Source organism: Streptomyces sp. NPDC060028, from assembly GCF_042736725.1.
In the GTDB taxonomy this organism is placed as follows: Bacteria; Actinomycetota; Actinomycetes; order Streptomycetales; family Streptomycetaceae; genus Streptomyces.
In genome coordinates this window covers 70,101-89,233 of sequence record NZ_JBHWVJ010000010.1, presented here as the reverse complement: position 1 = coordinate 89,233, position 19,133 = coordinate 70,101, and the positions used below count along the sequence as shown (strand labels likewise).

Annotated in this window: 17 protein-coding genes and 2 pseudogenes; 10 read left to right on the top strand and 9 right to left on the bottom strand. The window is 73.2% G+C overall.

Going from position 1 to position 19,133, the window contains the following annotated elements; all coding sequences use genetic code 11:
- Positions 1–79 precede the first annotated feature (79 nt).
- Positions 80–292, bottom strand: a complete 213-nt coding sequence (locus ACFWBF_RS08165) for a hypothetical protein (RefSeq protein ID WP_385597004.1) — start codon at positions 290–292, stop codon at positions 80–82.
- 194 nt (positions 293–486) lie between these two features.
- On the opposite strand from ACFWBF_RS08165, the pseudogene ACFWBF_RS08160 reads away from it, so the two are divergent.
- The 3 genes and pseudogenes from ACFWBF_RS08160 to ACFWBF_RS08150 all read left to right on the top strand — a co-directional run bounded on the left by ACFWBF_RS08160 (position 487) and on the right by ACFWBF_RS08150 (position 2,111).
- A pseudogene (locus ACFWBF_RS08160) lies at positions 487–737 on the top strand (hypothetical protein).
- The gene (locus tag ACFWBF_RS08155; protein ID WP_385597001.1) at positions 718–1,245 is read left to right on the top strand and encodes a DUF6879 family protein; all 528 of its coding nucleotides are present in this window, start codon (positions 718–720) and stop codon (positions 1,243–1,245) included. Before ACFWBF_RS08160 ends, ACFWBF_RS08155 begins: the two are co-directional and overlap by 20 nt.
- A gap of 14 nt (positions 1,246–1,259) precedes the next feature.
- Positions 1,260–2,111 (top strand): helix-turn-helix domain-containing protein, encoded by an 852-nt coding sequence (locus ACFWBF_RS08150; RefSeq protein ID WP_385597000.1) that lies wholly within the window; start codon positions 1,260–1,262, stop codon positions 2,109–2,111.
- 183 nt (positions 2,112–2,294) lie between these two features.
- Here ACFWBF_RS08150 and ACFWBF_RS08145 read toward each other — a convergent pair whose 3' ends face one another.
- The 4 genes from ACFWBF_RS08145 to ACFWBF_RS08130 form a co-directional block, all read right to left on the bottom strand.
- Positions 2,295–2,687: a thioredoxin family protein gene (locus tag ACFWBF_RS08145; protein ID WP_385596997.1), complete on the bottom strand. Its 393-nt coding sequence runs from the start codon at positions 2,685–2,687 to the stop codon at positions 2,295–2,297.
- A gap of 71 nt (positions 2,688–2,758) precedes the next feature.
- Entirely contained in the window at positions 2,759–4,210 is a 1,452-nt protein-coding gene (locus tag ACFWBF_RS08140; RefSeq protein ID WP_385596994.1) for an aldehyde dehydrogenase family protein, read from the bottom strand.
- Between the two features lie 144 nt (positions 4,211–4,354).
- Positions 4,355–5,554 carry a thiolase family protein gene (locus tag ACFWBF_RS08135; RefSeq protein ID WP_385596991.1) on the bottom strand — a complete coding sequence of 400 codons (1,200 nt, stop codon included), beginning with the start codon at positions 5,552–5,554 and terminating at the stop codon, positions 4,355–4,357.
- Positions 5,555–5,742: 188 nt separating this feature from the next.
- Positions 5,743–6,750, bottom strand: a complete 1,008-nt coding sequence (locus ACFWBF_RS08130) for a LacI family DNA-binding transcriptional regulator (RefSeq protein WP_385596988.1) — start codon at positions 6,748–6,750, stop codon at positions 5,743–5,745.
- A 154-nt stretch (positions 6,751–6,904) separates the two neighbouring features.
- On the opposite strand from ACFWBF_RS08130, the gene ACFWBF_RS08125 reads away from it, so the two are divergent.
- The 3 genes from ACFWBF_RS08125 (at position 6,905) to ACFWBF_RS08115 (ending at position 10,514) form a co-directional block, all read left to right on the top strand.
- Positions 6,905–8,350 (top strand): MFS transporter, encoded by a 1,446-nt coding sequence (locus ACFWBF_RS08125; protein WP_385596985.1) that lies wholly within the window; start codon positions 6,905–6,907, stop codon positions 8,348–8,350.
- A gap of 224 nt (positions 8,351–8,574) precedes the next feature.
- Entirely contained in the window at positions 8,575–9,975 is a 1,401-nt protein-coding gene (locus tag ACFWBF_RS08120; RefSeq protein WP_385596982.1) for an amidase, read from the top strand.
- Between the two features lie 77 nt (positions 9,976–10,052).
- Positions 10,053–10,514 carry a type II toxin-antitoxin system PemK/MazF family toxin gene (locus ACFWBF_RS08115; protein WP_385230764.1) on the top strand — a complete coding sequence of 154 codons (462 nt, stop codon included), beginning with the start codon at positions 10,053–10,055 and terminating at the stop codon, positions 10,512–10,514.
- Positions 10,515–10,548: 34 nt separating this feature from the next.
- Here the strand turns inward: ACFWBF_RS08115 and ACFWBF_RS08110 are convergent, their stop codons facing one another.
- The gene (locus tag ACFWBF_RS08110; RefSeq protein WP_385596979.1) at positions 10,549–11,382 is read right to left on the bottom strand and encodes a TIGR02452 family protein; all 834 of its coding nucleotides are present in this window, start codon (positions 11,380–11,382) and stop codon (positions 10,549–10,551) included.
- A gap of 108 nt (positions 11,383–11,490) precedes the next feature.
- Here ACFWBF_RS08110 and egtA point away from each other — a divergent pair, with 108 nt between their 5' ends.
- From egtA to egtD, 4 genes are read left to right on the top strand one after another with little or no spacing between them, the layout of a single operon-like run.
- Entirely contained in the window at positions 11,491–12,879 is a 1,389-nt protein-coding gene (gene egtA / locus ACFWBF_RS08105) for an ergothioneine biosynthesis glutamate--cysteine ligase EgtA (protein WP_385596976.1), read from the top strand.
- On the top strand, positions 12,876–14,186 hold the full coding sequence (gene egtB, locus ACFWBF_RS08100) for an ergothioneine biosynthesis protein EgtB (RefSeq protein WP_385596973.1): 1,311 nt from the start codon (positions 12,876–12,878) through the stop codon (positions 14,184–14,186). The genes egtA and egtB overlap by 4 nt, the downstream gene beginning before the upstream one ends.
- Positions 14,186–14,968, top strand: a complete 783-nt coding sequence (gene egtC / locus ACFWBF_RS08095) for an ergothioneine biosynthesis protein EgtC (protein WP_385596970.1) — start codon at positions 14,186–14,188, stop codon at positions 14,966–14,968. The genes egtB and egtC overlap by 1 nt, the downstream gene beginning before the upstream one ends.
- Positions 14,965–15,999, top strand: a complete 1,035-nt coding sequence (egtD, locus tag ACFWBF_RS08090; protein ID WP_385596967.1) for an L-histidine N(alpha)-methyltransferase — start codon at positions 14,965–14,967, stop codon at positions 15,997–15,999. The genes egtC and egtD overlap by 4 nt, the downstream gene beginning before the upstream one ends.
- Positions 16,000–16,238: 239 nt before the next feature.
- On the opposite strand, the pseudogene ACFWBF_RS08085 reads toward egtD, so the two are convergent.
- The 3 genes and pseudogenes from ACFWBF_RS08085 to ACFWBF_RS08075 form a co-directional block, all read right to left on the bottom strand.
- Positions 16,239–16,766: pseudogene (locus ACFWBF_RS08085) on the bottom strand (lysophospholipid acyltransferase family protein); the annotation flags it as partial.
- A complete protein-coding gene (locus ACFWBF_RS08080; protein WP_385596964.1) occupies positions 16,763–17,563 on the bottom strand; it encodes a GNAT family N-acetyltransferase in 801 nt (266 codons plus the stop codon). The gene ACFWBF_RS08080 and the pseudogene ACFWBF_RS08085, both read right to left, overlap by 4 nt.
- Before the next feature lie 202 nt (positions 17,564–17,765).
- Entirely contained in the window at positions 17,766–19,028 is a 1,263-nt protein-coding gene (locus ACFWBF_RS08075; protein WP_385596961.1) for an extracellular solute-binding protein, read from the bottom strand.
- Positions 19,029–19,133 lie beyond the last annotated feature (105 nt).

Below are 19,133 nucleotides of genomic sequence, written 5' to 3'. Positions count from 1 at the left end.
CGGGCCCCGGACGACGAGTGCACCGGGGTCACCATCGGCGTGCCCTTGATCGGCTGGTCACAGCGACAACAGATGTGCATCAGAACGCCGCCTCGACGTTGTCGGCGAGGACCGCGATCTCGCGACCGGACGGGATCCGGATGTAGGCGAGGTCCACCCACCGCTCGTAGGCGACGCTGCCCGAGACGTTCTCGTGGATGACGGCCATCAACTCGCCCTCAGCCCCGGACGCGATGTCGCGGACACGCTCGCGCAGAAGCGCGTGCCGGACGTACTCGTACACCTCGGCCATCAGCCTGGCTCCCTACCGTCGTCAGGGGGTGGTGCTCAGAGCGTGACGACGAGGCACCCGCGATCGCCACGAATGTGCACCGATGTTCACGACAAGGTCCGACTCGGACGGCGTGGCGACGCCCCCTTGACCGCTCAACCAGGCTCCACGAATGTCGTGTTCACCCGTGCACAACCCGAGCGACGGAGGACACCATGACGCTACGTTTCGTGGGTATCGACCCGAGCAGCAGCGACGGCGAGAGCCCGACCGTATGGGTCGACAGCGAGAACCAGGAGCTCGTATTCCAGGGCTGGAAGCCCAGCCCGGAGCTGGAGGCCGAATGCGCGGCTCTGGAGCTGCCAGGCCACGGGGTCGGCATCCCCGACGGGGAAGCCGGGGTGCGGATCCCCGCGCGCATGCGCACATGATCAGGGAGGCCTGTGATGCCCTTGAACGTCCCTAGCTGGCCCGAACTCCTCAGCTCCGCCGAGCACACGGTCGTCCACCTGGAGACCCGCGACGCGTACGCGGTCGACTACGAGACCGGCCCATTCGCGGACTGGCGTGCCGGCCACCGCCACGACCCCGCCGACCGGGCGTCGTGGTGGCGGCCCTGGCTCGACCTCATCGCCGCCACCGTCGCCAGGCGCGTCACCGTACGCCGGGCTCGCGTCGTCTCGGAACCGGTCAGCGAGTACACCCGGTTCCTGTACGACGGGACGTTCACGAACGTCGCCGCGGGCGAAGCTGTGCGCTGGCTACCCCGGCGGCGGGCCAATGACATCCCGTTGCCCGGCAACGACTTCTGGCTCGTCGACGGCCGCCTCATCCGCTGGAACCACTTCTCGGGTGAGGGAGTTTCCGCAGGCGGCGAGATGAGCGAGGATCCCGCCACGGCGAAGCTGTGCGCGGACGCCTTCGAGGCAGTCTGTGCCCGGGCGATTCCTCACGGCCGCTACGAGATCAGGTAGGCGGAGCCCGGCGCATGCCCGTATCCCCGTCATCCGCGGCTCAGGCCGCCCGCCGCAGCGTGGCTCACCGCCTGCGTGAGCTACGCGCGGAGGCGGGCATCAGCGGCAGCGAGCTGGGCAACCGCTGCGGCTGGACGCACTCCAAGTCCTCCCGCATCGAGAACGCCCGGACGCCACCGACGCCGGACGACATCCGTCGTTGGTGCGAGGCCTGCGGCGCGGCCGGCCAGGCGCGGGACATCATCGCCCAGTCGCAGAACGCCGAGTCGTTCTATACGGAGTGGCGGCGACGCTCCCGCAGCGGCCTCAAGCAGTTGCAGCACAGTTACGTGCCCCTGTTCCGGTCGACGCGCCTGTTCCGCGTCTACTCGGCCACGCTCCTGCCTCACTTTGTCCAGGCGGAGGGCTACGCCGCTGGCCTGCTCACTGCGATCAGCGAGTTCCGGGAGATCCCCAACGACGTTGCCGAGGCGGTCGCGGCCAGGATGGAGCGGAACCAGATCCTGCGTGAGCCCGGCCGCCGTTACGTTCTGCTCGTCGAGGAGGCCGCACTCCGGCACCAGTTGGCGGACACCGAGGCCATGGCCGCGCAGCTGGGCTACCTGATGACGGTGGGCGCGATGCCGGCCGTCAGCCTCGGCATCATCCCCATGGCGTCCCGCAAGCGCGCGCAGTGGCCCCTGGAGACCTTCCACATGTACGACGACACCCTTGTGTCGGTGGAGCTGCTCTCAGCCCGCGTGACGGTCACGCAGCCGAGTGAGATCGCCCTCTACGAGAAGGCATTCGCATCGCTCCAGCAGATGGCGGTCTATGGGGCAGATGCCCGTGCGCTGGTCATGGATGCCGTTGCCGCGCTCCGGTAGGCACCCCTCGGCGCCGTCGCTGCCACACCGAGCACGGGACCTGACCCGTGCAAATCCGGTGTAGGAGTCGAGGTGCGGGGTGCCGGATCCACCTGAACGCACTGCCGGGGGTCGGAAGCGACGCCTCCGACCCCCGGTGTGAGGCGGGCCAGTGTCACCGGCGGTGCGGGGCCCGTCACGCACTCAGGCGTCCGGCGTGCCGGGCTCCTCGGGGCGCTCGCGGTCCGCGGCGATCTTCGCGCGCACCTCGTCCATGTCCAGGGCGCGGGCCTGCTCGATCAGGTCCGTGAGCGCCGCCTCGGGCAGCGCGCCGGGCTGGGAGAAGATGGCCACCTGATCGCGGACGATCATCAGCGTCGGGATCGAGCTGATCTGGAAGGCACCGGCCAGCTCCTGCTGGGCCTCGGTGTCCACCTTGGCGAAGACCAGGTCGGGATTGGCCTCCGCGGCCTTCTCGTAGACCGGGGCGAACTGCAGGCAGGGACGGCACCAGCCCGCCCAGAAGTCGATCAGAACGAACGGGTTTTCGCTCACCGTCCGGTCGAAGTTCTCCTTGGTGAGTTCGACAGTAGCCACGGTATCCAAACCTCCTGAAATGCTGCTCGTGCTCCTTGAACGAACGACCTGCCCGCAGCATTCCTGGCAGGTCAGAACGGGTGGCCGCCCGGCGTGGCGCGCACCGTCGTCCAGCGCAGCTCCGTGAAGGCGTCGAGGTTCGCCTCGCCGCCGAAGCGGGCGCCGGTGCCCGAGTCGCCGACCCCGCCGAAGGGGGCCACCGCCTCGTCGTTGACCGTCTGGTCGTTGATGTGGACCGTCCCCGTCGGGATCCGTCCCGCCAGGTCCAGGCCGCGCGCAGCGTCCCGGGTCACGATCCCGAGCGCGAGGCCGTACGGACCGGCCGCGGCCAGCGCCACCGCCTCCTCCTCCGTCGCGAAGGACCGTACGGGCGCCACCGGGCCGAAGACCTCCTCGGTGTAGGCGGGGGTGTCGTCCCCGACGCCCGCCAGCACCGTCGGCCGGTAGAACAGCTCTCGGTGCGTGCCGCCCGCGACGAGCTTGGCGCCCTGCGAGGTGCTGGCCTCCACCAGGGCGTGGACCCGCTCCAGCTGGCCGCGGTCGATCAGCGGGCCCAGGTGCACCTGCTCGCGGTACGGGTCCCCGACGGCGAGGGCCTCGGCCCGCGCGGCGAGCCGCTCCACGTACTCGTCGTACAGCGAAGCGTGTACGAGGTGCCGCCCGGCCGTCATGCACACCTGGCCCTGGTGGAAGAAGGAGCCCCAGGAGGCCTGGGCGACGGCGGCCTCGACATCGGCGTCCCGGAGCACGACGAGCGCGGAGTTGCCGCCCAACTCCAGGTGCGCGCGGGTGAGGTGACGACCCGCCAGTTCCGCCACGGAGCGGCCGCTCGCGGTGGATCCGGTGAACGAGACCACCCGGACCAGGGGGTCGGCGACGATCGCGGCCCCCGTCCCGGCCCCGCCGGGCAGCACCTGGAGCAGGTCGCGCGGCAGGCCGGCCGCGGCGAGGACGGCTCCGAGCGCGAGGCCTCCGCACACGGCGGTACGCCGGTCCGGCTTGAGCAGCACCGCGTTGCCGAGCGCCAGCGCCGGCGCGACCGAACGGACCGCGAGGACCAGCGGGACGTTGAACGGGGCCACCACCCCGACCACCCCGGCGGGCACCCGCCGGGTGAAGGAGAGCCGGGGCTCCTCGCTCGGCAGCACCTGCCCGGTCGGGCGCGAGGCCAGCGCGGCGGCCTCGTAGCACTCCTGCGCGGCCACGTGGAGCTCGAAGTCGGCCTTGCCGGGTACCGAGCCGGACTCCCGCACCAGCCACTCCCGCAGCTCGTCGGCGTGTACGGAGAACAGGTCCCCGGCGCGGCGCAGCACCGCGGCCCGCTCCAGGTGGGTGGCCCGGGCCCACTCCCGCTGCGCGGCCCCGGCCCGTACGGCCGCCTGGGCGACGTCGGCGGGGGCGGCCAGGTCCAGGGTGGCCAGGGTTCGGCCGGTGGCGGGTTCGAGTACCGGGGCGGCGCCTCCGGTGAGGGTGGGTCCGTCCTGCCAGAGCGTCGGATCGAGGAGCGGATCGAGGAGCGGCATGGCGCGAGGCCTCCGGGTGGGGATGGCGGGCATGGGGCGGGGGCGGCACGCGCCATCGTGCCAGACCGGAGGCGCCACTTCTGTTCAGTTATTGGGCAGTTGACGATTCGTCATGACTGGAAATGATCGACCGTCCGCACGTGCTCAGCGTTCGAGCACGAGCGCGATGCCCTGACCCACGCCGATGCACAGCGCCGCCACGCCCGTGCCGGAGCCCGCCGCCGCCAGTTGGTGCGCCACCGATCCGGCCAGCCGGGCACCCGAGGCGCCGAGCGGGTGGCCGATGGCGATGGCCCCGCCGCGCGGGTTGACCACCTTCGGGTCCAGCTCCGGCCACGCCGCCAGGCAGCCCAACGCCTGGGCCGCGAAAGCCTCGTTGAGCTCGAAGGCCGTCAGATCGGCGAAACCGCGGCCGGACTTCTCGAGCGCCCGCCGGACGGCCTCCACCGGGCCCAGCCCGAAGAGCTGCGGCTCGATCCCGGTGACGGCCGACGCGCTGATCCGGGCCAACGGCTCCCGGCCGGTGGCCGCCAGCCCCGCCTCGTCGGTCAACAGCAGGGCCGCGGCGCCGTCGTTGAGCGGGGAGGCGTTGGCGGCCGTGACCGTACCGGTGCCGTCCGACCGGAAGGCGGGCTTGAGGCGGGCCAGCGCCTCGGGAGTGGACCCCTCCCGGATGGACTCGTCCCGTACGAGGTCCACACCGGGGTACGCAACGACCTCGTCCTCATAGAGCCCGGCGGCCCAGGCGGCCGCGGCATTGCGGTGGCTCTCCAGGGCGAAGGCGTCCTGCGCCTCACGGGTGATGCCGTGCTTCTCGGCGATGAGTTCGGCGCCCTCGCCGAGGGAACCGGTCCACTCCGCGGGCATGCGCGGGTTGGTCATCCGCCAGCCGAGGGTGGTGGACCACATCTGCTGGTGACCGGCCGGGAAGGCCCGCTCGGGCTTCTGGACCACCCAGGGCGCGCGGGTCATCGACTCGACGCCGCCCGCGATGGCGACGGAGGCGTCCCCGAGCGCGATGGCCCGGGCGGCCTGGATCACGGCCTCCAGACCGGACCCGCAGAGCCGGTTGACGGTGACGCCGGGCACGGTCGCCGGCAGCCCGGCCAGCAGCACCGCCATCCGGGCCACGTCCCGGTTGTCCTCGCCCGCGCCGTTGGCGTCGCCGAAGACCACGTCGTCGATGCGGGCCGGGTCCAGTGCGGGCGTACGGTCCACGAGGGCGCGCACCACATGGGCGGCCAGGTCGTCGGGCCGGACCCCGGCGAAGGCGCCGCCGAACTTCCCGATCGGCGTGCGGACGGCGTCGACCACGTACACGTCGCGGACGGTGCGGATGCTCATGGGGGCTCTCCTGGGCGGATCCGTACGAGCGGCGGCGCCTCGGTACCGGTGTCGGCACCCCGAAACGCCCCCGGGCACGCCCGGTGGGGCGCGCCCGCAGTCTCCGTCCGCCCGTCACCCCCTGTCAACGGGCTCCGGGCGGCGGCAGCGGGTCAGGGCCAGGGCCAGGGCCAAGGCCAGGGCCAGCGTCAGGTGGACTCGCGGTGGAGGGCGACCGCCGCCATCAGGTCGTGGCGTTCGGTGACCTCGGCGGGCTCCCGGACCGCCTGGTCCACGAGGGCCGCCAGATGGTCGCCGGTCGGCAGCTCGATCTGCACCGTGCTCAGCCGCGGCCGCAGCAGCCGGCCGATGAGCAGGTCGTCGGCGCCGATGACGGCGACGTCCTCGGGGATGCGCAGTCCCGCGTCGAGGAACGCCCGCATCAGCAGCATCGCGTACTCGTCGTTGTACGCGAACACCGCGTCCAGGCCGAGCGAGCCCCACCGGGCCGCGAGCGCTCCCGCCGACTCCTCCGAGTACGCCATCGGGAGCGCCCGGACCTCGGCGTCCTCGACGGAGCGGGCGCCCGCCAGCCGCGGCGCGGAGAACAGCTCCAGGCCCTCCTCCTCGGGCACCACCACGCCGATCCGGCGCCGGCCCCGCTCCACCAGGTGCGCGGCGGCCCGGGCGCCGACCTCCGACTGGTCCATGACCAGCGCGTGCGCTCCGGGAACGCTCACCGGACCCATCGTTATCACCGCCCGGGCCCCGGCCCGCTTGAGCGTGGCGACGTTGTGCGCGGAGAGGGTGATCTCGCCGAGGGAGATCACCGCGACCGGCCGCAGCTCGGCCCAGGCGCGCGCGGCCTCGTCGCCGCCGAGGCCGAGGCTGCCGTACTGGACCACCGTGTAGTCGAGGCGGCGCAGGGCCCACTGGAGCTCGTTGAGGAAGGTGCTGTACAGCGGCCCGATGGGCACGTGCGAGGCGGGCAGCAGCACGATCCGCGTATGCCCGGCGCGCAGGGTGCGGGCGGCGGCGTGCGGGACGTACCCGAGCTCCTCCGCGGCCTCGCGCACCTTGCGGCGGGTCGGCTCGCTGATGCGTACGGCCTCCGCGTTGTTCAGCACGTACGAGACCGTCGCGCGCGACACGCCGGCGCGTCGGGCCACGTCGGCGCTGGTCGGCACGGGGGGCGGGGTGTTCGGTGACTGAGACATTGCCGTGGCATCTTTCCAGACCGGTTCTGCCAGGGGGCCGACGGATGGCCGGAATCGAATGACACACCGGGGTTACACGATTCATTGACACGTGTAAGCATGTGATCGGATCCGCGATCCGCCCTGTCCGCGCGAGGCTGCCCAGGAGGGCGTCGTGGCCGTTCCCTCCCCCGCCACCACCACCGGCGCATCCGCGGCGCCCACCCCCGGACGGGGCCTGCTCCCCCCGCTGCTCGTCGGCAACAGCGCCACGTACGCGCTGTACGTCGGCGTCGCGGGCGCCCTGCTGGCGCTCCAGGTGGAACACGTCGACCCGGCGCACAAGGTCTCCGACTTCGGCCTGATCGCAGGGGTCTCGGCGCTCTTCGCGACGATCTTCAATCCGGTCGCCGGAGCCCTGTCCGACCGCACCGGACGGCGCAACCCGTGGATCCTGGGCGGCGGCCTCGCCGCGATACCGGCGATGTTCCTGCTCGGCACCGCGCACACGATCCTCCTGACCGCCATCGCCTGGTGCCTCGGCCGGGCCCTCATGAACATCTACCGGGCCACCGTCACCTCCGTGGTCCGCGACCGGGTCCCCTGGAGCGTCCGCGGCAAGGCCTCGGCGGCCGTCGGCCTCGGCCTGCCCTTCGGCTCCGCCCTCGGCGCCCTGCTCGGCGCCGCCTTCTGCGAGGACCACCGCACCGGCTACCTCGTCTTCGGCGTGCTCGTCGCGGGCGCGGCGGTGCTCTTCACCTCGCGCACGCGCGCGAAGCGGCTCCCGGCGCGCGCCCGGAAGCCGGCCAGGGCGCAGCTCGCCGCCTTCACCGGCGCCCTCAAGGACCACGGCTTGCGGTGGGCGTTCATCGGGCGGGCCCTGCTCGTCCTCGGGTACTTCTCGGTGGGCGGCTACCAGCTGTACATCCTCCAGGACCACACCGTGCTGCCCGACGGCATGAAGCCGGAGGAGGCGGTGGCCCTGCTGATGCCGCTGACCAGCGTGTCGACGGTCGTCTCCGCCGTGGCCGGCGGGTACCTCACCGACCGGTTCGAGCGCCGCACGCTCTTCGTCGGCGCCTCCGCGCTGCTGTCGGCCGTCGCGCTGGTGATTCCGGCCGTGTCGACCAGTTGGACGGCCATGCCGGCCTTCGCCGTCGTCAACGGGCTCGCCTTCGGCTGCCACATGGCCGTGGACACCGCCCTCGTGACGGTGGCGCCGCCCAGGGCCGAGGACGCGGCGCGGGACATGGGCGGGCTCGACGACGCCAACGCCGGGCCGCAGATCGTCGCCCCGTTCACCGCCTCGGCGATCGTGTCCCTCAGCGGCGGCTACACCGCGATGTTCGTCGTGGCGGCCTTCCTCGCGGCGGCGGGGGCGCTGGCGGTGAAGCCGATCCGAAGCGTTCGCCAGGGCCGTGACCTCCCCGGGGATCCGGCGCAGTCGGGCCCGGGTCTGCCGGACCAGGCGCGCAAACCCGGCCTGTGGCGCGTATCGAGCGATCCTCCGGCAGATCCCCGGCAGTTGTCCTGCGATCCCCTCCCCCCTCTCCACTCGGCGATCCGCCTGAGGCGCCGGCTCGGTTCAAGTGCGCTCCGAGACGGCCGATCCGTGCGATGAGCCCGCGTGGGGGACTTCAGCGACTCCGTGGCGTCCTTGGAGGGACGGGTCCAGCAGCTCTCGACCGGTCCCCTTTACCGTCTATATCTACCGATCGGTAATGGGGAGGTCCGGTGTCGGTTACTTCTATTTCCAGTGTTTCCGTGGGCTCAACGGGCTTGGCGCCTTCGAGTCCATTCATCCCGAGGTCCACTTCCGCGGTGCATTCCGCGGTGCATTGCGCCATGCCCTCCGCCCTGCCTTCGGGCCTGGCGGAAATGGCGGCCGCACTCGCCGAAGGCAGCGTTTCCGCACGGCAGTTGACGGAGCGGACGCTGCGCCGCATCGCCGCCGCGCAGCCGGAGCTCAACGCCTTCCGGATCGTCCGCGCCGAGGCGGCCCTCGCGGAGGCCGACGCGGCGGACCGGCGGCTGGCGGCCGGGGAGCGACTGCCGCTGCTGGGGGTGCCGATCGCCGTCAAGGACGACATGGACGTGGCCGGGGAGCCGACCGCGTTCGGCTGCGCCGGGGAGTTCCCGCCGAAGGCCGCGGACAGTGAGGCGGTACGAAGGCTGCGCGCGGCCGGCGCGGTCATCGTCGGCAAGACCCAGACCCCGGAGCTCGGCCAGTGGCCCGTCACCGAGAGCCGGGCCTTCGGGGAGACCCGCAACCCCTGGAACCCCGGCTACACGCCCGGCGGCTCCTCGGGCGGCTCGGCGGCGGCCGTCGCCGCCGGGCTGGTGCCGGCGGCACTGGGCTCCGACGGGGCGGGGTCGATCCGCATCCCCGCGGCCTGGACCCACCTGATCGGGGTGAAGCCGCAGCGCGGACGCATTTCCACCTGGCCGGAGCCCGAGGCCTTCCACGGGCTCACGGTCAACGGCGTGCTGGCCCGCACCGTCGCCGACGCGGCGCTCCTGCTGGACGCCGCGAGCGGCCCGAACCCGGGCGACCTGCACTGCCCGCCGCGGATCTCGGCGGTGGAGGCGGTCAGGCGCGCCCCGCGCCGGATGCGGATCGCGCTGTCGTTCGGGATGCCGTTCACGGCCACGCCCAAGTCCCTTGACCCAGAGGTCCGTTCGGCGGTCGAGCGGCTGGCCGGGCGGCTGGAGTCGCTGGGCCACGAGGTCGTCCCCGAGGACCCCCGCTACGGCCTGATCGGCCTGAGCTTCGTGCCCCGCGGCACCGGGGGCGTACGGGAGTGGGCCTCCCGGGTCCCGGACCCGGCGCTGCTGGATCCGCGCACCCGGGAGTCGGCGCGCACGGGCCGGCTGCTGGGCGGGCTGCCGCTACGGGTGTCCCGCCGGGCGGAGGAGGGCCTGCGCAAGCGGGTGGGCCGGATCTTCGGGCGGTTCGACGTGGTGCTGACCCCGACGACGGCCACGCCACCCCTGCGGATCGGGGCCCTGGCCGGGCTGGGCGCCATGGCCACGGACCGGGCGATGATCGCCGCGGCCCCGTACGCCTGGACCTGGAACGTCCTGGGCTGGCCGGGAGTCAACGTCCCGGCGGGCTTCACCACAGACGGCCTGCCCCTCGGAGCCCAACTCCTGGGCGGCTACGGCTCGGAGCCCCGCCTGCTGAGCCTGGCGGCGGAGTTGGAGGCGGCGGAGGGCTGGGCTGCGAGGTGGCCGGGGGTGGGGTGACCTCCCACGACCCGCGAGAGCCGACCCGCGAGAGCCGGTCCCGCGACCTCCGCCTGCGACCCAGTAACCTCACCCGGATGACGGCACTTTCACACCACGGCTCCGGCCACGTCGAGCAGCCCGGCCGCGACGGCGGGACCGCCACCACCGAGGCGGATCCGCACGCCATCGGGCCCGTGCAGACCTCGTACGCCCCCGACCGTGACGGGGACCCCGATCCCGGCGAGATCGTCTGGACCTGGGTCCCCTTCGAGGAGAACGACGGGCGGGGCAAGGACCGGCCCGTCCTGGTCGTGGCGCGGGAGGCGGGCGGGACTCTGCTCGCGGTGCAGCTCTCCAGCAAGCGGCACGACCACGACCGGGAGTGGGTCCCCATCGGGACCGGGCCGTGGGACGGCGCCGGCCGGGAGTCCTGGGTGGACGTGGACCGGGTGCTGAGGGTGCACGAGGCGGGCATGCGGCGCGAGGCGTGCGCCCTGGACCGCGGCCGGTTCCAGCTGGTCGTGGACCGGCTGCGCGAGCGCTACGGCTGGCGGTAGCGGGGCGGGAGGGCGGCCCGGCCCGGCCCGTGGGTCAGGCCGCCCATCCCCCGAACGCACGCTCGAAGGCCTCCCGCGGCTCGGGCTTGCGGTCGAGCACGCCGAACACCACCCGTTCGAACACCCCCGCGAAGCGGCCGGCCAGGAGCGCCCGGAAGGCCTCCGCCACCTCGGCCGGGTCGTTCTGGAAGACCCCGCACCCCCAGGCGCCCAGCACGAGCCGCCGGTAGCCGTGCAGCGCCGCCACCTCGAGGACGAGTTCCGCGCGGCGGGCCAGCGCCGCCGGGATCTCGGCCACCCGCTCTGGTTCCTGGCGCCGGATCGTGCCCGCGTTCGGGGCCGGGGAGGTGAGGAAGCCCGCCCGGAACGGGGTCTCCAGCAGTTCGCCCCGGTCGTCGCGGAAGACGGGCACCCCGGGCGAGTGAATCACCCGGTCGGTGTAGAAGGTGCTGCGTTCGGCGCGGTGGATCTCGTAGTACTCCGGCGCCTCCAGCAGGGTCTCGTAGAGGGCCGAGGCGCGGCACAGCGCCTCCTCCTGGGCCTTGGCCCCGCGGACGTATCCACCCCCGGGATTGCGGGCCGAAGCGAAGTTCAGCACCGCGAGCGGGGAGGCCTCGGGCCAGTCGGACGCGAGCCTGCGGGCTGCGACCGTGCTGCTCTCGCCGGTGACCTCCACGGCCGTCCTCCCGGCTCGGGAAGGAAGGTTTTCATCTGGAATGACCTGGTTTGGTCCATATATCCTGGTTCCTGCCTTGGCTTCCGCCACGGCGGCGGCGAGCGACAGCTGCCGTCCCGACCGCGTCCGGTAACACCCGGCCGCCACGATCTCCGCGTTCTCCCGCGCGATCTCGCGCAATCTGCTGCTCATGCCGTGATTTTCCGCACCACCGGCATGCGGGGCAACGGGATTTGTGCCCGAAGGGACGGGTAGGCACGGGTGATGTCACGGCCGACGACAGGAGACGAGGACCCGGTCATGTCCCAAGACTCGCCCGCGCCCCACGCGCCGCACCGCGCACCGCCCTCCGCGCCGCCCCATGCACCGCCACCGCCCTCCGCTCTGCCCGACGCGCCACCCCCCGCGCCGCCCCGCGCCGACCGGACCCGCGACGCGCGGCTGACCGAAGCCGCCGCCGAGGAGCTGATCCACGGCATCTGTTTCAAGACGGGCCCGCCCCGTCTTCTCGGTGCCGAGCTCGAATGGCTGGTGCTCGACGCCGAGCACCCCGGGCAGCCCCTGCCCCACGAGCGGCTCGCCGCCGCGCACGACGCGGCCCGCGCCCTGCCGCTGCGCTCCCAGGTCACCGTCGAGCCCGGCGGACAGCTGGAGCTCAGCTCGGCCCCCGCCGCCTCCCTCACGGAGTGCGTCGACGGCCTCCAGGCCGACCTGGCCGCCGTACGGGGCACCCTGCGCGCCCAGGGTCTGGTCCTGCTCGGCCTCGGTCAGGACCCGCGCCGCCCGTACCGCCGGATGCTGACGAGCAGCCCGCGCTACGCGGCGATGGAGGCCTACTTCGACCGCACCGGCCCGGCCGGCCGGGCCATGATGTGCGCCACCGCTTCCGTGCAGGTCTGCGTGGACGCCGGCCAGGAGGAGCCGGGCCCGCTCGGCCACGGCCGGCGCTGGCGGCTCGCGCACCTCGTCGGCGCGGTGCTGGTCGCCGCCTTCGCCAACTCGCCCGGAGGCGTGGGCCCGTACGCCGGCTGGCGCTGTTCCCGCCAGGGGATCTGGAGCGACCTCGACACCCGGCGCACCCTCGCCCCGCCGCTGGACGCGGAGCCGCGGGCGGCGTGGACCCGGCAGGTGCTGGACACCGAGGTGATGTGCCTACGGTCCGAGGGCGACGGGGCCTGGACCGCGCCCCGGGGGCTGACCTTCCGCGACTGGCTCCGGACGGGCGGCCCGCGCCCGGCCACCGTCGAGGACCTGCACTACCACCTGACCACGCTGTTCCCTCCCGTACGCCCCCGCGGCCACCTCGAACTGCGGATGATCGACGCGCAGCCCGGTGACGACGGCTGGCTGGTCCCGGTCGCCGTCGTCCACGCGCTGTTCGACGACCCGGAGGCCGCCGACACCGCGTACCGGGTGGCGAAGGCACTGGCCGACACCCACGGACCGCAGCCCGCGCCCCGCAATCCGCTGTGGCACTCGGCCGCCCGCCACGGCCTGGCCGACCCGGAGCTGCGCGCGGCCGCCAAGGCCTGTTTCCGGGCCGCGGCCGGGGCGCTGCCCCGGCTCGGCGCGAGCGCCCATGTGCGGGACGCCGTCGGGGAGTTCACCGACCGCTACGTACGGCGCGGCCGCTGTCCGGCCGACGACCCGCCCCCGTACCGCCCGACCGGCAGGGAGGCGCTCGCATGACCACCGAACCGGAACTGCTGCGCGAGCGCGCCGTCCGCGCCCTGACCGAGGCCCGCGCACGCACCGCCGGGCTCACCGACGCCGTGTCCGACCAGGACCTGACCGCCCAGCACTCCCCCCTCATGTCGCCGCTGGTCTGGGACCTGGCGCACATCGGGAACATGGAGGAGCTGTGGCTGCTGCGCGAGGTGGCGGGGCGCGAGTCGATGCACCCCGAGATCGACCCGCTGTACGACGCCTTCGAGCATCCCCGCGCCGAGCGCCCGAAGCTGCCGCTGCTGGGGCCCGAGGAGGCCCGCCGGTACGCGGCCGAGGTGCGCGGACGGGTCTTCGACCTGCTGGAGCACACCCCGCTGGAGGGCACGGCCCTGCTGGCCGACGGCTATGTCTTCGGGATGATCGCCCAGCACGAACAGCAGCACGACGAAACCATGCTGATCACCCATCAGCTTCGACAGGGCGCGGCGGTCCTGGCCGCCCCGGATCCCGGACCCCCGCAAGGACCCGCGCCGCAGGCGCGTGAAGTCCTGGTGCCGGGAGGCCCGTTCACGATGGGCACCTCCACCGAGCCGTGGTCGCTGGACAACGAACGCCCGGCGCACACCCGGGACATCGGGCCGTTCTGGATCGACACGACTCCGGTGACCAATGCCCAGTACCAGGTCTTCATCGCGGACGGCGGATACCGCGAGGAGCGCTGGTGGGCCGCGGACGGCTGGCGGCAGATCCGCGGCAACGGGATCGAGGCCCCGCTGTTCTGGCACCGCGAGGCGGACGAGTGGCTGCGCCGCCGCTTCGGGGTGATCGAGCCGGTGCCCGCCGACGAGCCCGTGCTGCACGTCAGCTGGTACGAGGCCGACGCCTACGCCCGCTGGGCGGGGCGCCGGCTGCCCACGGAGGCGGAGTGGGAGAAGGCCGCCCGCCACGACCCGGCGACGGGGCGCTCCACCCGCTACCCGTGGGGCGACGCGGACCCGACCCCCTCGCACGCCAATCTGGGCCAGCGCCATCTGCGCCCGGCCCCCGCGGGCAGCTATCCGGGCGGGGCGTCCCCGCTCGGGGTGCGCCAGCTGATCGGCGACGTGTGGGAGTGGACGTCCTCCGATTTCCTTCCCTACCCCGGGTTCCGGGCGTTCCCGTACCGCGAGTACTCGGAGGTGTTCTTCGGTCCGGAGCACAAGGTGCTGCGCGGCGGCTCCTTCGCGGTGGACCCGGTGGCCTGCCGGGGCACCTTCCGCAACTGGGACCTGCCGGTGCGCCGGCAGATCTTCTCCGGCTTCCGGACCGCGCGGGACGGTGGTGTCTGATGTGCCGTCACCTCGCCTACCTGGGACCGGTGGTACCGATGGGACGGCTGCTGAGCGAGCCCGAGCACTCGCTGGTGCGGCAGTCCTGGGAGCCGCGCCGGCAGCGGCACGGCACCGTCAACGCCGACGGCTTCGGCGTCGGCTGGTACGCGCAGGGCGACCCGGTGCCCGCCCGCTACCGGCGGGCCGGGCCGGTGTGGGGCGACCTCACCTTCGCCGACCTGGCCCGGGTGGTGCGCAGCGGTGCGCTGCTCGGGGCCATCCGGGACGCCACGTTCGCGGGGGCGGACGGCGAGGCCGCGGCGACCCCGTTCACCGCCGGGCGGTGGCTGTTCAGCCACAACGGAGTGCTCCGGGACTGGCCGGACGCGGTGGCTCCGGTGGCGGCGGCGCTGCCGCCCGAGGAGTTGCTGTCGCTGGCCGCCCGTACCGATTCGGCGCTGATATGGGCGCTGGTCCTGCACCGGCTGCGCAGCGGCGACGATCTCGGCCCGGCGCTGGCCGGGCCCGTGCGGGAGCTGGCCGGGGCGGCGCCCGGCTCGCGGCTCAATCTGCTGCTGACCGACGGCGCGTCCATCGCCGCCACGGCCTGGGGGGATTCGCTCTGGTACCTGGCCGACGTACCGGGGCAGCGCACGGTGGTGGCGTCGGAGCCGTACGACGACGACTCGCGCTGGTGTGAAGTACCCGACCGGACCCTGCTGACCGCCACCCGGACGAGGGTCGAACTGACCTCGCTCAAGGAGGCCGCGCCCCGCGCCCAAGGAGGAGAAGCCCCGTGAGTGACTTCCTGATGACCCGGACCCTCGACGAGCACGCCGCGGAAACGGCACTGCGTCACGATGTGCTGACCGGGCTGACCCGGTCGCCCAAGGTGCTGCCGCCGAAGTGGTTCTACGACACCCGCGGCAGTGAACTCTTCGAGCAGATCACCCGGTTGCCCGAGTACTATCCGACGCGCGCCGAGCGGGAGATCCTGCTGGAGCGGGCCCGGGAGATCGCCTCGGTGAGCGGCGCCCGCACCCTGGTGGAGCTGGGCTCCGGTTCCTCGGAGAAGACCCGGCACCTGATCGAGGCGATGCCCGCGCTGGACACGTACGTGCCCGTCGACGTGAGCGAGAGCGCGCTCAAGGGCGCGGCGCAAACGCTGCTGGCGGCGCATCCGGGGCTGCGGGTGCACGCGTTGCTGGCCGATTTCACCAAGCCGCTGCGGCTGCCGGACTCCCCCGGGCCGCGGCTGGTGGTGTTCCTGGGCGGCACGGTCGGAAATCTGCTGCCGCCGGAGCGTGCCGTGTTCCTGGCGGACGTACGGGCGATGCTCGCGCCCGGGGACGCACTGCTGATGGGCACGGACCTGGTGAAGGACGAGGCCGTGCTGGTGGCGGCGTACGACGATGCGCAGGGCGTGACGGCCGAGTTCAACAAGAACGTACTGAGCGTCATCGACCGGGAGTTGGGGGCGGACTTCCACACCGCCGACTTCGCGCACGTGGCGGTGTGGAATCGGGAGCAGGAGTGGATCGAGATGCGGCTGCGGGCCCGGTCGGACCTGCTGGTGAAGGTCCGGGCGCTGGATCTGGAGGTGCCCTTCGCGGCGGGTGAGGAGATCTTGACAGAGGTCTCCGCAAAGTTCCGTCAGGCGGGCGTACGGAAGGAACTGGCGTCGGCGGGGCTTGAGTTGACCCACTGGTGGACGGATGCGGCGGGTCGCTTCGCACTGTCGCTGTCGGTCGCGGACGGGGTCGGCACCGACAGCCGGCAGGGCAGCACGGCCGGCGGCGTCCGCTCGGCCCCGCCGCACACGGCCGCCTGAGCGGCGGCCGCGAGGTCCCGCCGGTCCGCGTACCGGCCCGGCGGGATCCGCGGCAGCAGCAGGACCTCGGCCCGCACCCCGCGGGCCCGCGCGATCCGCCACAGCGAGGCGGTCAGCGGATCGTCCCCGACGAAGGCGGGCGCCCCGGCCGGGCTCCCGTCCGAGAGGCGGTACGCGAGCCGTACGGGCTGTACGGGGACCCGCGCGTCCAGCGCGGACTGGAAGGCGGCTCGCCGGAAGGTCCCGTGGGCGCGCCCGCACCAGGTGGAGCCCTCGGGGTAGACGGTGATCCGGTCGCCGGCCAGCAACGCGCGGGTGACGGTCTCGACGGTGGCGGGCAGGGCCCGGATCCGGTCGCGTTCGATGAACAGGGTCCCGGCTTGCCCGGCGAGCCGGCCGAGCACCGGCCAGCCGCGGATGTCGCTCTTGGCCAGCATCCGGCAGGGCAGCACGGCGACGACGAGCGGGATGTCGAGCCAGGAGATGTGGTTGGCGACGATCAGGCGGGCGCCGTCCGGCCCTGGACTCCCCTGCACGGTGATCCGTATCCCGAAGGCACCCAGCAGCGCGGCGGCCCAGGCCCGCACCACGGCGTGCCGGGGACGTTCGGGCAGCAGCCGGACGGGCGGGGCGCCCAGGATTCCCAGCAAGACCAGGGCGACGGCGGCGCCGAGCCGGAGCACCGCGCGCGGCACGCTCGCCGTGCGCCCCTCGTGGCCCGCGCAGGCCCCGGGGGTACAGGGTGAGGTGGGCAGCCAGGTGCTCATGCGCCCGGGACGAGCGAGAGGAAGTGCTTGAGGTAGCGCGGGTTGGTGCGGCGCAGGGAGAGCAGGACGTACAGGTCGGCGCAGCCGAACTCGGCGTCGAGGGCGGGCTCGCCGCAGACCCAGGCACCCAGGCGCAGGTAGCCGCGCAGCAGCGGGGGCAGCTCCATCCGGTCGGGGAAGGCGATGCCCTCGGGGTTCCAGGGCAGGTGCGGGGTGACCCGGTACTCGGCGGGGGCGGGGCTGCGGGTGAGGACGTTCTCGCGGGCGGCGGCTGCGAGGACGCCGCCGTCGGCGAGCGGTATCGAGCAGCAGCCGGCGAGCCAGTTGTGGCCGGAGCGGTCCATGTAGCGGGCGAGTCCGGCCCAGATCAGGGCGATGACGGCGCCGTTGCGGTGGTCGGGGTGGACGCAGGAGCGGCCGACCTCGACGAGGTCGGAGCGGATCGGGTCTAGGGCGGAGAGGTCGAACTCGCCCTCGGAGTAGAGGCGTCCGGCGACGGCGGCGCGCTCGGGAGGCAGGATCCGGTAGGTGCCGACGACCTGCCCGGTCTCCTCGTCGAGGACGAGGAGGTGATCGCAGTAGGCGTCGAAGGCGTCGGAGTCGAGGCCGGGCTCGGGCCCGTCGAGGCGGGCGCCGAGTTCCCCGGCGAAGACCTGGTGGCGCAGCCGCTGGGCGGCGCGGACCTCGTCCTCGGTGCGGGCGAGGCGTACGGCGTAGCGGGGTGCCGGGGCGGTGACGGTGGCCTGAACCGGCCGCAGGGGCGATTCTGCGGCCGGCGACAGGGGGGCGATGGTCATGACGGCTCCTGATCCGGGCACGGGGTGCCGGGCCCGCGGGTGCGCGGCCCGGCTCCTTTACTTCTTCCGTGACTGGCTGGATTCGACATGACCGCTTCGCGGCCCTCGGATGTGCGGACGCTGAACTCGGCGGACGCCCTGCCTGACCAGAGGATCGGCGGCGCCGGCAGGGCGGGGGCGGCAGGGCGGGGGCGGCGCCGGGTCAGCGGTCGGAGCTGAGGACCTTGCTGATGCTGTCCGAGGCCGCCGTGGCGGCCTGCTTGGGGTCCTGGCCGGTGAGCACGGCCGTCATGAACGGCTTGATCGGGTTCTTGGCCTCGACCTCGGCCCAGCGGGCGGACTTCGGGGTGGCCCGGCCCTGGGCGGCTCCGGGGGCCATGGCGGCGGCGCCCTCGTTGCCCTCGACGACGTGCGCGAGGGTGGTTTTGTTCGGTACGTAGCTCATCGTGCGGGCGAGCTCGGTCTGCCACTGCTCGCTGACCAGGGCCGTGATCAGGTCGACGGCGTTCTTCCGGCTCTCCGTCCGCTCCGGGATGATCAGGTCGGAGCCGCCGGTGAAGACGGAGCCGACCTTCTCGGAGGTCTTGCCCGGGAGCGGGAAGAAGCCGAGCTTGCCCTTGAGCTCCGGGTTGGCGGCCTCGATCGCGGCGGCCTGGCCGGGCGGGGCGATGATCTGCGCGACCCGGCCGCGCGCGAACACCTCGGACTGCGGGGGCGTCTCCTCGTCGGCGTCCGTCGGGCCGTCGCCGAGGGCCTGGAGCTGCTTGTAGAACTCCATGCCCGCCAGGGCCTTCTCGTCGTCGAGGGTGCCGACCCACTGGCCGCCGGTCTCGACGGCCAGTTCGCCGCCCTCGTCCCACACGAAGCCGGCGAGGACGTACCAGTTCTGGCCCGCGAGGTAGATGCCCTGCTGACCGCCCTTGTCGAGCTTCTGGGTGGCCTGGATCCACTCCGCGCGGTTCTTGGGCGTGGCCTTGATCCCCGCGTTCGCGAAGAGTTCCTTGTTGTAGATCACCACGCGGTTGGCGGCGTACCAAGGGATGCCGTACTGGGCCCCGTTGACGCTGCCGGGGTCGGCGAGGCCCTTGAGCCAGTCCCTGCCGCCCCACTTGCGCAGTCCTTCCAGGGTGAGCTCGGAGAGCCCGCCGGTCTCGACGTACTGGGCGACCTGGGTGTTGCCGACCTCGATGACGTCGGCGCCCTCCTTGGCCGTCCCGTCGAGCACGGCGTTGACCTTGTCGCCGATGCCCGTCCACTCCTGGATCTTCACGTCGAGGTCGACGCCGGGGTGTTCCTTCTCGAACGACGCGGTGAAACCGGCGATGAAGTCCTGCGACGCGCTGCCCTTCATCAGCCAGAGCGTCACCTTCTGCGGTCCGCCGCCCGATCCGGCCAGCCGGCCGCAACCGGTGAGGGCGGCCGCGGCCGCGAGGGCGGTGCACACGGCGATGAAGCGCATCTTCACGAGGGCCACCTTCTGGGGGTTCGATCTCAGATGGCTTGAAATTGGCATAGACCAATGGGGCGGTCAAGCCCCTTTCGCTCGTGAGTGCCGACCCAAAGTTCGCGG

Coding starts and splice junctions, on each gene's coding strand:
- ACFWBF_RS08165 (WP_385597004.1), bottom strand. CDS start 292: ATGGCCGAGGTGTACGAGTACGTCCGGCACGCGCTTCTGCGCGAGCGT.
- ACFWBF_RS08155 (WP_385597001.1), top strand. CDS start 718: ATGCCCTTGAACGTCCCTAGCTGGCCCGAACTCCTCAGCTCCGCCGAG.
- ACFWBF_RS08150 (WP_385597000.1), top strand. CDS start 1,260: ATGCCCGTATCCCCGTCATCCGCGGCTCAGGCCGCCCGCCGCAGCGTG.
- ACFWBF_RS08140 (WP_385596994.1), bottom strand. CDS start 4,210: ATGCCGCTCCTCGATCCGCTCCTCGATCCGACGCTCTGGCAGGACGGA.
- ACFWBF_RS08135 (WP_385596991.1), bottom strand. CDS start 5,554: ATGAGCATCCGCACCGTCCGCGACGTGTACGTGGTCGACGCCGTCCGC.
- ACFWBF_RS08130 (WP_385596988.1), bottom strand. CDS start 6,750: ATGTCTCAGTCACCGAACACCCCGCCCCCCGTGCCGACCAGCGCCGAC.
- ACFWBF_RS08120 (WP_385596982.1), top strand. CDS start 8,575: ATGCCCTCCGCCCTGCCTTCGGGCCTGGCGGAAATGGCGGCCGCACTC.
- ACFWBF_RS08115 (WP_385230764.1), top strand. CDS start 10,053: ATGACGGCACTTTCACACCACGGCTCCGGCCACGTCGAGCAGCCCGGC.
- ACFWBF_RS08110 (WP_385596979.1), bottom strand. CDS start 11,382: ATGAGCAGCAGATTGCGCGAGATCGCGCGGGAGAACGCGGAGATCGTG.
- egtA (WP_385596976.1), top strand. CDS start 11,491: ATGTCCCAAGACTCGCCCGCGCCCCACGCGCCGCACCGCGCACCGCCC.
- egtB (WP_385596973.1), top strand. CDS start 12,876: ATGACCACCGAACCGGAACTGCTGCGCGAGCGCGCCGTCCGCGCCCTG.
- egtC (WP_385596970.1), top strand. CDS start 14,186: ATGTGCCGTCACCTCGCCTACCTGGGACCGGTGGTACCGATGGGACGG.
- ACFWBF_RS08080 (WP_385596964.1), bottom strand. CDS start 17,563: ATGACCATCGCCCCCCTGTCGCCGGCCGCAGAATCGCCCCTGCGGCCG.